The following is an 11,995-nucleotide window of genomic DNA, read 5'->3' as shown; positions in this document are numbered from 1 at the left end:
AAGCGGACCCTATCAAGGTCCACGCGGAGTCATGCCGAGACATCAGCCTGCTGCGCTTCAATGTCCGAAACGGCTTCAGGCAGTGTAAAACTCGCACTGCCGAAAATCTTGCGCAACTTCCTACTCGCGGCGTCCTTAAAAAATGCAATTCTTTGCGCGGGCAGATGTGTTTTGTTTATTCGCGGGAATAATATTGCATTGGAAATCGAGCCCCCACGAGTTTTTACACGGCCTCGGTCGTATTCAGTCTGTGGCGTCAGCGCGACAAGCGGGCGTTAGGGCGATTCGTTGTCGACAACCGGAATCCTTAAGACAGCTTTGAACCTTTCCGCTTCCGCTTTGCCCGCCGTGGCGAACTCGCCTCGGGCCGGGCGCTGGAAGCGGTGATCTCGGCGGAAGCTTGCCGCTGCGGTCGAACTCGACCCGCTTTCTCGCGGCGCATCCGTTCCGGCTTGGCAGAGGCTCCATCTTGCGTTGGCGATGCGTCGTCCACTTCCGCAAAGGTCGCCACAGCGGCGTCGGAGGCTGCCCCCCATCCCGGTAATCCCTGCAAAATGCGCTCGGCATTTTTATCGGGCGAGACGTGGCCGTAATGATCCTCGATCATTTTGACGGAAGTGCCCATCTGCTTGGCCAGGAACAGGGAGTCGACACCCTCGGTGAGCCGGAAGGTGGCGTAGGTGTGCCGGAAACAATAGGTGCTGCGGCGGCTGCCGGTGGCGGAAAACAGAAGCTCGGATTTTTCGAGCAGGTGGGTGATCGGGCTGTTGTAAAGGCTGACCGCGACCCGGCCGTCATGGGTGCAAAACACCGGATCGTCCGGCCCGGTCGCTGAGCTGATCTCCCGAACCTTATCGAGATACTCTGCGACCTTCATCGAGGCGACGAGGGTGCGGAATTTGCCCTTGCCGCGCACGTTCATGGTGACGAACCGGCGGCCCTTCTTATCGGTGCGAACGGCCACGTCGCGCCAGCGCAGGTTACGCCCCTCGGGAGGCCTCATGCCGGTGTTGGTCATCACGAGTATGAACCAGTAGGTCATGCTGCGATACCAGCCCACGTGCTTGTTGGCGGCCTTCTTGACCCACTGGTTGCGAGCGAAGGTGTGGAGCTTGCGGTACTCGCTCGGCGTGAACTCCTCGCGGGAGACCTTCTTCAAACCGGCGACGGCCTTGAAGGCCGACATATTCGGGATGAGTTTCTTTTCGACGGCGTAGGCCAGGATCGCGCGAAGGGTGGTCATCTCGCCACGAATGGTGGCGTCGCTCACCACGTCGCGCCCATTGCCCTTCCCAGTGCGCTTGCGAGCCAGAGGATAGGCTTTCCAAAGCGGCTCGCCGATCAAGGTGATCTGCCGCGTCCCCATGTAGGGGTTCAGTTGGGATTTGATGTGGGATTCGACGGAGCGCCAGCGGCTCAGCGTGATGTGACCCGCCTCTGCGCGCTCTTTCTGGAAAGCGGAAAACTCGGCCGCGACCTCAGAGAACGACTTGTCGAAGACCGGGTGGCCCAGCTCCAGCTTCACCTCTACGCGGATCGCTGCGTCGCGCGCCCGTTCGCGCGCCTCGGCTTCCAGCGCAGTTTTGAGAGAGATGAACTTGTAGGCGTCCTTCTCGGGGATCTTGATGCGGCAATACCAATTGCCGTGCTTCACATCGGTGCGTCGGAAGATCACGAGACCGGGTCGAACCTCGGTCGTATCAACCATGAATGCACGGTCCTTCGGCGCATCTGTGTGGGAACTGTGCAGAAATACCCCTCTAACCGATTGATTTGAGCGATTTGTGTATCCTTGTGCAGTAGTTATTATATGATATTTGGCTATAGTATTCAATCATATAGTTATGTCTTCTTGTAGCGCTGCTACAACGGGAAGGCGTTAAGTTGCTCAAGTATATTGGACAAAATCAACTTATTCTGCCTGTGCAGGAGCTGTGTAGATATTTACACAGGCCTTTACGCGGCGGGCTAGAATAGCGACAATTGCTTTTGAGCCTCATCGAAGGCCCGCCACTCCGGCGAGCGCGACGCCTGATCGAGCCACGCTTCCACATAGTCCTCCGGGCGCACATAGGTTTGGACCGCTTCCACCGTTGTAAAATGTGAGCGGTATCCCGTCTCGGTAATCGGCAGACGAGCCCTCCTAGGGGAGATGCTTTCGACCTCCAGATGGGCCATTCGCGTCTGGTCATCATAGGTCAGGTAGTCAGGGTTCCAGCGGATTTCGATTTCGATGCCGTGCCAGTTGGTGCGTGTAACGACGTAGTCCTTGGTCATCTCTTCCTCGGGGTTGGGGTTCATCCTGAACCCTTGCCCTTCGGCGAGAATGGGGGTGCAAACGGAGGGGAGGCTTCGCGGGGACCCGGCTGCAAGGAGCGCCTCTTGCGCGGATGAAGCTGGGCGGAAGACTATCTGGAGTGCGCCAGGGGCAAAGCCCCAAGCCCTTTGCGATAGGGATTGTTACCCGTATGGGGCGAGATCACCGGCACGGCCGGAAGCTCGCGGCGTAGCCTAAAGCCCGGCCGCGCAGCCGCGCGGATCGTCACGCTTCGGGAGCGGCGTGGTCCCACAAGACGCTAAATCGCGGCTTCACCGTACAGCGGATCTCTGGCAACGATATGCGCGTTCGCTAGGGCATGATTGGTGAGCGCGGGGACACTCAGAATGATCATCAGCAGTGAGGCAGGACTAAGGGAATTTGGCACAAAAATTCGCTCGATCTTCACAGAGTTCGACAGAAATCCGAAGGTCGAGGGGGCGTATGCCGCACCGTGGAAGTATGCGAGCTATATGAACGAAGGCCTGTCCCAGTTTTCCGAAGAAATCGTCCTGCGCGATGGAGCGGCGAGCCAGATTTTGACCTGCCCCCCGCTGGTCCCTCGGTCATAATGGGAGTCCGCAGGCTTCATAGCTGATCTTGGGCTCCGGTGGGAGCGGCCGGGCGGCGCAGCTATTCACGTCGCGCAGCCGACCGGCCGCGTGGTTCAGCCGCACGGTCTCCGGCGCGAGGCCGCCGTGGGCGGAGTGCGGTCGGACGTGGTTGTAGTCGTGCCGCCACCGGCCGATCACGGCCCGGGCTTCCGCCAGAGTCGTGAACACCTCCTCGTTCAGGCACTCGTCCCGGAACTTGCCGTTGAAGCTTTCGACGAAGCCGTTCTGCTGGGGCTTGCCGGGATCGATGTAGTGCCAGCCGACCCCTGTCCGGTTGGCCCATTCCAGCATGGCTCTCGACGTCATCTCCGTGCCGTTGTCGCTGACGATCAGCGCCGGCTTGCCTCGCCGGGCGATCAGCGCATCCAGCTCACGCGCCATGCGGCAGCCGCCGATCGAGGTGTCCACCACCAGCGCCCAGGCCTCGCGCGTGAAGTCGTCTACGATACACAGAATGCGGAAGCGTCGGCCCCACGACAGGGCGTCGGCCACGAAGTCCAGGCTCCAGCGCTGGTTCGGACCGTCCGGCACCGCCATAGGCGTCCGCATCCCGGTCGCCCGCTTGCGCCCCCGCCGCCGTCGCACCGCCAGGCCCTCTTCCCGATAGAGCCTGAACAGCTTCTTCTTGTTCAGGCTGACGCCCTCGCGCTCCAGCAGGATGCCCAGCCGTCGGTAGCCGAACCGACGACGCTCTCCGGCCAGAATCCGCAGGCGTTCGCGCACCTCCGCGTCGCCAGGTTCAGGCGCGCGGCGCACCGTCTTGGGATCGACCTCGACCAGCCCACAGGCCCGCCGCTGCGAGTAGCCGCGCTCCGCCATCAGACGAAGCGCGGCTTCCCGGCGAACAGCGGGCCCGGTCAGTTTTTTCCCAGGAGATCCTTCAACGCCGACACGTCCAGCATCGACTCCGCCAGCAGCTTCTTCAGCCGCCGGTTCTCGTCCTCCAGCGCCTTCAGCTTCTGGGTGTCCGAGACGCTCATCCCGCTGTATTTCGCCTTCCACCGATAGAAGGTCTGCTCGCTGATCCCGTGCCGCCGGCAGACCTCCGCCGTCGCACCGCCCGCCTCCTGTTCGCGCAGCACCCCTATGATCTGCGCCTCGGTGAACCTGCTCTTCTTCATGTCCGTCTCCTTGAGGTTGACGGACTCTCACTCAAACCGAGGGATCAGGAAGGGGGCAGGTCAAACGCCGTCCCAATCGGGCTGAGGGGCTCGCAACAGGTTGGCGACGGCCGGGGAGTTCATCGGTTCCACCAGCAGGAACGCCGTCACCTCGCCGGTAAGGCGGGTCGCCGTCGTCGGGTAGCCGGGCAGCGCCCCGAAGTGGCCGGCTGGAATTTCAAACGGCCCGCCTTCCTGCCAGAACAGCATCTGGCTGAGATCCTGGTCCCAGACGTAGTGGCTCTGCGAGATCCCCTGCCGCTCGTCGGGATTGCGGACGAAGAACAGCCAGCCTCGCGATGGCTCGTTGCTCACCTCGTGGACGAGGCTGGCGATCATCGGTTTTCCCGCGACGACCCGGCTGGGCGGAAGCTCCAGCGGGTCGATGGGCTTGGCGGTGTCGGGGAAGCGGTAGGCTTCGGCGTCGGCCGGGTCATAGCTGGCAAGCAGAAGCGCGTGGTCGCGTTCGCGATAGTCTTGCAGCCCTTGAAGCGCCGACAGTATGGCCGCGTGGGCCCGTGCGAGGGCGCTGGGAGCCGCTTGGTCGAGCGCCAGAGCGAGATGGCCGAAAAACTCCGGCAACGGGCGTTCCCAGTCCTGGGCGCGCAGGAGCGCGACGATGGGGACCGGCGTGTTGCCAGGAGGGAGCACGCTCTTGTTGATGCGGGCATTGAAATCCTCGGTGAGCATGGACCGGTGCCGTTCGGTGAGGTCCAGTTCGCCGCTCTTGAGGCGGGAGAGGCTGCTGCGCTGTTCGCTGATCTCGTGGGTCGGGAATAGGTTCCGGCTGATCGTGTCGTCGGTGATCCCGTCACCGCAGAGGGCTTTCATGCCCTCCAGCTTAAGCAGCAGATCGTAGACCGCCATCGGCTTTGCCCCTCACTTCAACCACGAGAATGTTGCACTGCCGCGATTGAATGGCAAAGCTGTGACGGCAACCTTGGGTGAGAACATGACACGCGGCGCAGCCCTGCTCATCGGCAACACAAAGTACCAAAGCCAATCGGTCTTTGGCCCACTCAGAACCCCCGCCAGCGATGTCGAGACGCTGGGCGACGAGCTCAAGTCTCTCGGGTTCGACACCTACGTCGTTCATGACGCCGACCGTGCGTCGATGGGCAGCGTGCTTGCCCAGTTCCGCGACGTGATCGCCGATCTGCCCCAACGCGCCAGCGTCTATGTTCATTTCGCCGGCCACGGGATGCAGCGCGGCGGGGAGAACTATCTCGTGCCTGTGGATGCGTCCGGCGTCAGCGAGGCCGATGTCCTGTTCTCATGCATCCGGCTATCGGAAGTGATGGATGCGCTGTGCTGGCGCGACGACCAGCAGAAGTTGATCGTGCTCGATGCGTGCCGGTCGCACCGAGTTCCAAGTGCGACGCGGGGTGAGGTGGCAGGCCTGGCCGGGGAATCGCCCGATCGCTACGAACGGGTCAACGAGACATTCGTGTTCTACGCCACACCCGCCGGACGCATGGCGGCGGACGGGGCGCAGTATGGCAATAGCCCCTTCTGCCTTGGCATCCGCGATGCCCTGAAAACACCTGGCCTGCCTATTGCGGTGCTCGCCGCACATGCCACCGATTTCGTCTACCGGATGACGGATAAGGTCCAGCGTCCGTGGGGCACCGGCAATCTCTGCCACCTGTGGCCCTTCGTGCCGGACTCCGACGAGCTGGCAACGCTGGTGAACTCGCCCGTGCTCGCCCCCATCGGCAATGGCGGCGCAAAAGCCATCCTCGATCCGGCGGATCGCTATGTCGCTGAGCGCGGCCACCTGGTCCACAAACTGAAAGCCAAGGACACATCGGGCCGCTGGGCCTATTACTTCGTTCTCGTTGAACCCGAGAAAGAAGCGGCTTTTCTGGCGTCAATGAACGGCGACGGGATCATCGACATTGAGACCTACGGCTCTGTTGTCGCGTCCTCTTATGGCGAGACGCCGAGCGAGGAAGTTCGCGCGTATCTGAAAGAGAGATACGGTTTCACGACCTGACAGTATGTTCTGAGTGGTCGGTTAACGAAAAATTAGGGATTGTTACCGTAAGATGAAGACGTAAAACTCTAACGATACGAGTAATCTATAACGGGCCATCCCACAGTTTCAGACGGTCAACGGGGCCTTCCCGTTGACCCGAATGGTACCATTCGGGCGGATCTGCTGGGGCAGATCGCCGAGGCCCAGGCCGCTTTGGAATCCGACATCGAGCTGCTGCGCCATGCTGCGGCGATGAGTGGGGACGGGGCCGCCCTCGCGGTGGCTCAGGGCCAGATGTCGCGCCTCGCCGGATTGCAGCACCGCATCGAACACGCGCACGGCGGCGGGCTCGCCGCCATCCGGACCGAAGTGATCGCGTCGGTCGCCGCGTCACAGACGCTGGCGCAACAGGTGCGGAGCACCGTCGCCCATGCCCATGCCGCCGAAGTGGCGCTCCACGCCGCGAGTGCGGCCGCGCACCGGGAAGTGACCTCGTTCGTCCATGATTTCTACGAACGGAAGATCTTCGACCCCTATCTCCGCTTCGCGTCGCCAGAAGAAGAAGCGGCCTATCGCCAGCGGGAGGAGGCATACCAGCGAGCAATCAATGCCGCGTCGGCGGAAGGGACGCCGGAAGGTACCCTGCGGGCGACCAGACTTGCCGTTGCTCAGTTGGAAGATGCTGGCGCGCACGGCGCGGATGCCAGCCCCGAGTATGAGAGGCAACATCGCCGCTTATCGGGCCAGGAGCGGAACCTCAGTCAGGTGCTCGGACAGCAGCCGGAAAGCAGCCCCGGCCAGCAACCCGACGCCGGTTTGGCCCTTTCGGAGCAGGCCCTTGTTCCGGCAGACCTCGTTGCCGCCCTCAGAAACGCGGGCGCTTCCGGTCCCGACATCCGTCAAACCGGTCACGGCGTTTCGAGCGTCAATCGGTCTGCCGATGCAGCAGTCGGGCGCGTCTAACCAGCGGGCATCAAACCAAGCGAACGACACAGGATGACCGACGCCCGAAAATACTCGGGGTCGCCTACCATCGTGGGGAGTTCGCGGAGTTGGACGGCGTCGAAGTCCTGGTTCATCCGACGGTTGGGATAGCCAAGGGCTTGCCCAAGCCGGAGTGCGGTATCGAATGCCTCGCGTCCGCTCGCGTCGTAGCGCGCAGCGGCGGCCGGGTCGCCCGCCCGCTGGCTCAAGCCCGACGCACGGCCATTCGCCACGAAACACTTCATGGCCGCGTCGTAGGCGCGGCGGTTGATGCCAGCTTCCTGCGTCTTTGCTGCGGCCTGCGTCGGAGTAAGCGCGACGATCACTGCCGCCGCGACCATGCCGGGAAGGCACAAACCTCGATGCAAACGAGCCACGAAAATCCCCTGCGTTCACCGTGAACGGCAGGGGAAAGGTAACATTGTGAGGGATTTCGTTGCGCGGAGCGCATTGATTTGAAACAACTAACGCCACAATGCGACCTTGCACAACAGTAGAGTACGACGCCCGGACAAAACCCAGAAACCGCAACGTAGCTGCGGCTTATCGGGGCATCCGACCTTGCAACACTATCCCTCATTCCGTTGCAGACGTTTCGGCGGAGGTGGGGCGATGAATCGCCCGGACACAGCGAGCCTGTTCAACGCCAGCGGCCAGCGGAAGTATCTCTGCGGCACCGAGGGACGACGCTTCCTCACGGCCGCCGAACGCATGGACGACGAGAGCCGGACCTTCTGCAGGCTGCTCGCGTTCACCGGCTGCCGGATCAGCGAAGGGCTGGCGTTGACGTACGAGCGCATCGACACAGAAGCGGGCCGGGTCGTGTTCCGTACCTTGAAGCGGCGCAAGCTGAGCTTCCGCGCCGTGCCGGTGCCGCCGGACCTGCTGTCCGATCTGCGCCGTCTTGCGCAGGATCGGCGTCCCGACGAACCGCTCTGGTCCTGGTGTCGCCAGACGGCATGGCGGCGGGTGCGCTGGGCGATGACGGAAGCCGGAATCATCGGAGCGCAAGCCATGCCCAAAGGGCTGCGCCACGCCTTCGGCATCGCCAACGCCGAACAGTCCGTGCCGATCAGCCTCACCGCCCGCTGGATGGGCCATGCCCGGCTCGACACGACGGCGATCTACCAGGACGCCGTCGGCCGCGAGGAACGCGCCTTCGCGCAAAAGCTCTGGCGACAGCAATCATCCGCAATGGCATGAAGCGGTCGGACGATGACTGATCCTCCAAGGCATGACGCCGTGGAGGACAGATAATGGAATGGTTCAACAGGCTCCCCCTGGGAGAGATTCAGTTGGAACTGCAAAAGCGGGTAGCCGAGCGCTCCGGCTGGGAAGGTGGCCTGCTGGGTGCGGGCCTGGGCGCAATCTCGGTGGTCACGGCCATGAAGGCCGCGAACCGCGAGGTCACGCCGACGATGGTGCTGACCGGTGCCGTCGTCGGCATCGCGCTGGGCGCTACCGACAAGAAGCTGCTCGAGGGCGAGTGACGGTGATTGCCCACTTGGTACGCCACCAAATGCACATCGGGAGGCCGGTCGCGATGGCGACCGGCCCATTCCCTCAGCGGCTCCACAGGAGCTGGTGGCGACCGTCCTGGCCTTCGATCATCCGGCAGAAGATCGCGCCGGGGAAGCTGGGGTCGTCCAGTTTGACGGACAGGTAGGGGCGTTCGCCTCGGCTGGTTTTCAGCCAAGCCGCGCCGATTTCGACGCCGCCGGCATAGACCCGGTAGTCGGGAGCGAGATCGCTGACCTTGCTGTTGGGTTGCAGGGTCGCTTTGGCCTTGAGGGCCAGGGTCGTGATTGCGCCGGTGAAGTTTGCGCCGTCGCGAGTGAAGGTTCCGATGTTTGCCATGTTGGTCTCCTTTGCGTTTGAAGCCGCACTGCGCGGCCTCGATGCGCACTGATGGGAGCCGCTGGGCGGTGGCCTCAAGCCGAAGGCGGTACGGGCATTTTGAAGCGCAGCGTTCGCGAGGAAGGGCCAAAAGGCCCAAGGGAAAATGCTCGTTGAAGCCGCCGACCAAGGCTCCAGGTTGCGCGTATGGAGAGGCCGGACGTGCGGCGACGCCTAGGAGGGTATCAGGCCATCTCGGTTGAACGAGCTGGTGCTTTTTGGCGGACGATCTTCGCGGATGTTGAAGGTCCACGCTGCCCTCAGCCCACCCGAGATGCGCGGCAGGTATCGGAGAATGGCATAGTCGGCGTTTCTCAAGGCGCTTGTTTCGTGCCTGCAACATCGCCCGCCAGAGGCGGCTTCGGCCTGTGCGAAAACGCCTGCTCCCTATGCTGAAGGCTCCTCATCCCGCGCATCCCGTGCGGGGCCAAAGGAGGACCGTATGAAACCCATCAATATCGCTCTGATCGTTACCGCCTTCGCCCAACTGGTCGGGGCCCTCGCTGCAATCATCGGTGCGATCCGGTGCGGGCCTTAGGTCAGCGCAAACACGGAGGTGTGCCCGACGGCTTCACGGCTGGGGCGAATGACGATCTCGACGTCCTGTTCCAGCGCATTCAGGAAGCTCATCAGCTTCTCGACCGAGAAATGATCGAGCCGATAGTTGGCAAGCGCCGACACTTTGGATTGCGGGATGCGCAGGATGGTCGCTGTATCCGTCTGTTTGAGGCGACGTTCTTTCAGCAGAGCGTTCACGGCCATCGCCAGCCGCGTCTTGGTCTGACGGTCGGCGGCGTCTGGGAGGCCCAGATCGGCGAAGACGTTGCCGGTGCCTTCGGTGATGTCATTTGCCACGTTTGCCTGCCTTGCCCTTCGTGGGCTGTTGGTAGTTGCTCTCGTAATGTTCGCGGGCGCGTTTCAGGCGCTCGCTAACCAGGTCGATATCCGTCTGCGCCGTTCGGATGCCCGAGGGCGACTTCTTCTGAAACACGTGGAGCACATAGACCACGCCCTCGAAGCGGACGGTGTAGATGCCGCGATAGGCATTGCCCTCGAAGCTCTCCACGATTTCAAACACACCCGCGCCTTCGCCTTTCCAAGGCTTGGCCTGCGGGTGCTTGCCTCCTAGCTGCGCCAAGCCCAGCGCATAGCCCATATCGCTCACCACTTCCTGCGGCAGCGCCAGCAGGTCGGATTTGGAAGACCCGATCCAATGGACGGGCTTCTCGTTGGCAGGCGGAAGATGAACCATACGATCTCATTTATACCCAATTTGGTATAATTTAGCAAGTGAAAAGCTGGAAGATCGCTCCAATCCCCTGCAACAGTCGGCGCGCTCTGTTGGCGCTAGGCAGGCTGGGCGGCAAGCGCGCCGCACTGCGATGGAGCGGGTTTATGCAAGAGCGAATGACCTACCGCGTCAATGAAGTGCTGGCGATGACGGGCCTGAGCCGGTCCACTCTTTACCGGCTGGTCGCGCAGGGCGAACTGCCGCTGGTGAAGGTGTGCGGTCGGACGTTGATCGCGCGCGACGATCTGGAAGCGATGGTGCAACGGATGCGGCGGGTGCCAGTGCTGGCTTCGGCGGCGCGTCGGCCTTCAGGCAGAAACCGGCCCATGCCTGCATGAGCTTCTGGCGTTTGGCGAAAGCGTCGGAGCGCCGGTAGGCGCGTTCGACGGCATTGCCGATGGTGTGGGCCAGGGCGGCTTCGATCAGTTCGCGCGGGAAGTCGGTGAAGTCACCCGCCCAATCGCGGAACGTCGAGCGGAAGCCGTGGACGGTGCAATCGTCCACGTCCATGCGGCGAAGCAACATTAACATCGACATCTGCGAGAGCGGGCGACGGTCATCCTGACTTGGAAAGACCCACCCGTCCTTTGCCGTGCCCAGCAGCGGGCGCACTTCTGCCAGCACCGCAAGAGCCGCTGCGGTCAGCGGAACGCGGTGCTCCACCCGAGCCTTCATGCGCTCGGCGGGGACAATCCAAACCCCCGCCGTGAGGTCGATTTCCGACCATCGCGCTCGAAGGCTCTCGCCGGTTCGGGCGGCAGTAAGGATCGTAAACTCCAGGGCGCGGGCGGCGACAGCGGGTCGATCCCGCAACGCCGCCATGAATGCTGAAAGCTGCTCCACGGGCATCGCGGCATGGTGGCCCCGGACGAGACCCTTACTCTTGGGCAACAGCACAGAGAGATGACCCCGCCAACGGGCGGGGTTGTCGCCCTGACGCAGGCCTTTCGCTTTGGCGGCATCGAGCACTCGCTCGATGCGCCCCCGCAAACGCGAGCCGGTGACGGGTGTGCGTCGCCACACGGGACGCAGCACGTCGATCACGTCGTCGGTCGTGATTTCATCGACGGGAAGCGACTGCAACGCTTTCGCCGTCACCGTGAGGGAAGTGCGCCATTGCGCATGATGCTTCGGATTGGTGAGCGAAAGTTCCAGCGCAGCGAGCACGTCATCCGCGACCTCGCGGAAAGTGACGACCCGGTGAACTGTCTGGCGGGCTGTGATGGGATTGACGCCCGTCGCCACCATGCGACGGGCATCAAGCGCGGCATCTCGCGCGGCGGCGAGGGAGACAAGCTGGGCGCTGCCAAAGCCCATTTCTCGACGCTTGCCTCGCCATTGAAAAACGAACACCCAGCGTTTGGCGAGGCTGGGATCGACATGAAGATAGAGGCCGCCGCCGTCGGCGTGACGGCCAGGTGTTTTGACAGTAGCGACGGTGCGGGCGGAGAGGCGGTTGGTCGGTCGAGACATCCGGTTTTCCTTTTGTCCGTCGAACCTTTTCCGTCCTAAACGCCATCATCAAAGCGGCATGGGATTGGGAGAGACACGGGGACACAAGCTGAAGAAGAGAGCTGAAATTACTCAGCTACGACAACAGCTTGGAGGATAGCCTGCGATTGCCAGACATTGCAGAGGGACGGACTCTCTGTCCGCCACACGGGCTATCAGCGTCAATAAAATCAACGGGCTAGAGGTCTATTTGGCTACCCGGTCCGCTTGGGTAGCCATTTCCTGTTCCGGTTCTGGTCCCGG

The 11,995-nt window shown here is 62.5% G+C and carries 14 protein-coding genes and 1 pseudogene; 6 read left to right on the top strand and 9 right to left on the bottom strand.

Annotated features, from left to right (window positions below):
- Positions 1–307: 307 nt before the first annotated feature.
- Both ACW18A_RS11410 and ACW18A_RS11405 read right to left on the bottom strand, forming a co-directional pair.
- Positions 308–1,708, bottom strand: a complete 1,401-nt coding sequence (locus tag ACW18A_RS11410) for a tyrosine-type recombinase/integrase (protein WP_492021834.1) — start codon at positions 1,706–1,708, stop codon at positions 308–310.
- A gap of 260 nt (positions 1,709–1,968) precedes the next feature.
- Positions 1,969–2,301, bottom strand: coding sequence for a hypothetical protein (locus ACW18A_RS11405; RefSeq protein WP_492021833.1), 333 nt, complete (start codon positions 2,299–2,301; stop codon positions 1,969–1,971).
- Positions 2,302–2,664: 363 nt separating this feature from the next.
- Between ACW18A_RS11405 and ACW18A_RS11400 the strand changes: the two genes are divergently transcribed.
- Positions 2,665–2,889 (top strand): hypothetical protein, encoded by a 225-nt coding sequence (locus ACW18A_RS11400; RefSeq protein WP_492021832.1) that lies wholly within the window; start codon positions 2,665–2,667, stop codon positions 2,887–2,889.
- On the opposite strand, the gene ACW18A_RS11395 is transcribed toward ACW18A_RS11400, so the two are convergent.
- Together ACW18A_RS11395 and ACW18A_RS11390 are read right to left on the bottom strand one after the other, a co-directional pair.
- Positions 2,884–4,052, bottom strand: a protein-coding gene (locus tag ACW18A_RS11395; protein ID WP_492021831.1) for an IS3 family transposase whose coding sequence is annotated in 2 segments (ribosomal slippage) — positions 2,884–3,800 and positions 3,800–4,052 — 1,170 coding nt in all. Because the reading frame shifts where the segments join, the coding sequence is not laid out codon by codon here. The two genes, ACW18A_RS11400 and ACW18A_RS11395, sit on opposite strands and share 6 nt — an antisense overlap.
- A gap of 60 nt (positions 4,053–4,112) precedes the next feature.
- Complete coding sequence (locus tag ACW18A_RS11390) at positions 4,113–4,958, bottom strand: hypothetical protein (protein ID WP_492021830.1); 846 nt, start codon at positions 4,956–4,958, stop codon at positions 4,113–4,115.
- A gap of 85 nt (positions 4,959–5,043) precedes the next feature.
- Here ACW18A_RS11390 and ACW18A_RS11385 point away from each other — a divergent pair, with 85 nt between their 5' ends.
- Together ACW18A_RS11385 and ACW18A_RS11380 are read left to right on the top strand one after the other, a co-directional pair.
- Positions 5,044–6,087 (top strand): caspase family protein, encoded by a 1,044-nt coding sequence (locus ACW18A_RS11385; protein ID WP_492021829.1) that lies wholly within the window; start codon positions 5,044–5,046, stop codon positions 6,085–6,087.
- Between the two features lie 195 nt (positions 6,088–6,282).
- Positions 6,283–7,032 (top strand): hypothetical protein, encoded by a 750-nt coding sequence (locus tag ACW18A_RS11380; protein ID WP_492021828.1) that lies wholly within the window; start codon positions 6,283–6,285, stop codon positions 7,030–7,032.
- Here the strand turns inward: ACW18A_RS11380 and ACW18A_RS11375 are convergent.
- Positions 7,029–7,430, bottom strand: a complete 402-nt coding sequence (locus ACW18A_RS11375; protein ID WP_492021827.1) for a hypothetical protein — start codon at positions 7,428–7,430, stop codon at positions 7,029–7,031. The two genes, ACW18A_RS11380 and ACW18A_RS11375, sit on opposite strands and share 4 nt — an antisense overlap.
- Before the next feature lie 235 nt (positions 7,431–7,665).
- Between ACW18A_RS11375 and ACW18A_RS11370 the strand changes: the two genes are divergently transcribed.
- Together ACW18A_RS11370 and ACW18A_RS11365 are read left to right on the top strand one after the other, a co-directional pair.
- Positions 7,666–8,256: a tyrosine-type recombinase/integrase gene (locus ACW18A_RS11370; RefSeq protein WP_492021826.1), complete on the top strand. Its 591-nt coding sequence runs from the start codon at positions 7,666–7,668 to the stop codon at positions 8,254–8,256.
- Between the two features lie 53 nt (positions 8,257–8,309).
- Entirely contained in the window at positions 8,310–8,543 is a 234-nt protein-coding gene (locus ACW18A_RS11365) for a hypothetical protein (protein ID WP_492021825.1), read from the top strand.
- A gap of 73 nt (positions 8,544–8,616) precedes the next feature.
- Here the strand turns inward: ACW18A_RS11365 and ACW18A_RS11360 are convergent, their stop codons facing one another.
- From ACW18A_RS11360 to ACW18A_RS11350, 3 genes are all read right to left on the bottom strand, one after another.
- A complete protein-coding gene (locus ACW18A_RS11360; RefSeq protein ID WP_492021824.1) occupies positions 8,617–8,910 on the bottom strand; it encodes a DUF736 domain-containing protein in 294 nt (97 codons plus the stop codon).
- 573 nt (positions 8,911–9,483) lie between these two features.
- On the bottom strand, positions 9,484–9,804 hold the full coding sequence (locus ACW18A_RS11355; RefSeq protein WP_492021823.1) for a helix-turn-helix domain-containing protein: 321 nt from the start codon (positions 9,802–9,804) through the stop codon (positions 9,484–9,486).
- Positions 9,794–10,201 carry a type II toxin-antitoxin system RelE/ParE family toxin gene (locus ACW18A_RS11350; RefSeq protein ID WP_492021822.1) on the bottom strand — a complete coding sequence of 136 codons (408 nt, stop codon included), beginning with the start codon at positions 10,199–10,201 and terminating at the stop codon, positions 9,794–9,796. The genes ACW18A_RS11355 and ACW18A_RS11350 overlap by 11 nt, the downstream gene beginning before the upstream one ends.
- Positions 10,202–10,344: 143 nt before the next feature.
- On the opposite strand from ACW18A_RS11350, the gene ACW18A_RS11345 reads away from it, so the two are divergent.
- The gene (locus tag ACW18A_RS11345; RefSeq protein ID WP_425991444.1) at positions 10,345–10,578 is read left to right on the top strand and encodes a helix-turn-helix domain-containing protein; all 234 of its coding nucleotides are present in this window, start codon (positions 10,345–10,347) and stop codon (positions 10,576–10,578) included.
- Positions 10,579–10,660: 82 nt separating this feature from the next.
- Here the strand turns inward: ACW18A_RS11345 and ACW18A_RS11340 are convergent.
- Positions 10,661–11,713, bottom strand: a pseudogene (locus tag ACW18A_RS11340) (tyrosine-type recombinase/integrase); the annotation flags it as partial.
- Positions 11,714–11,995 lie beyond the last annotated feature (282 nt).

Source organism: Brevundimonas sp. AVps5, from assembly GCF_058681515.1.
This window is presented reverse-complemented; position numbering and strand designations above follow the sequence as displayed.

Coding starts and splice junctions, on each gene's coding strand:
- ACW18A_RS11410 (WP_492021834.1), bottom strand. CDS start 1,708: ATGGTTGATACGACCGAGGTTCGACCCGGTCTCGTGATCTTCCGACGC.
- ACW18A_RS11405 (WP_492021833.1), bottom strand. CDS start 2,301: ATGAACCCCAACCCCGAGGAAGAGATGACCAAGGACTACGTCGTTACA.
- ACW18A_RS11400 (WP_492021832.1), top strand. CDS start 2,665: ATGATCATCAGCAGTGAGGCAGGACTAAGGGAATTTGGCACAAAAATT.
- ACW18A_RS11390 (WP_492021830.1), bottom strand. CDS start 4,958: ATGGCGGTCTACGATCTGCTGCTTAAGCTGGAGGGCATGAAAGCCCTC.
- ACW18A_RS11385 (WP_492021829.1), top strand. CDS start 5,044: ATGACACGCGGCGCAGCCCTGCTCATCGGCAACACAAAGTACCAAAGC.
- ACW18A_RS11370 (WP_492021826.1), top strand. CDS start 7,666: ATGAATCGCCCGGACACAGCGAGCCTGTTCAACGCCAGCGGCCAGCGG.
- ACW18A_RS11365 (WP_492021825.1), top strand. CDS start 8,310: ATGGAATGGTTCAACAGGCTCCCCCTGGGAGAGATTCAGTTGGAACTG.
- ACW18A_RS11360 (WP_492021824.1), bottom strand. CDS start 8,910: ATGGCAAACATCGGAACCTTCACTCGCGACGGCGCAAACTTCACCGGC.
- ACW18A_RS11350 (WP_492021822.1), bottom strand. CDS start 10,201: ATGGTTCATCTTCCGCCTGCCAACGAGAAGCCCGTCCATTGGATCGGG.
- ACW18A_RS11345 (WP_425991444.1), top strand. CDS start 10,345: ATGCAAGAGCGAATGACCTACCGCGTCAATGAAGTGCTGGCGATGACG.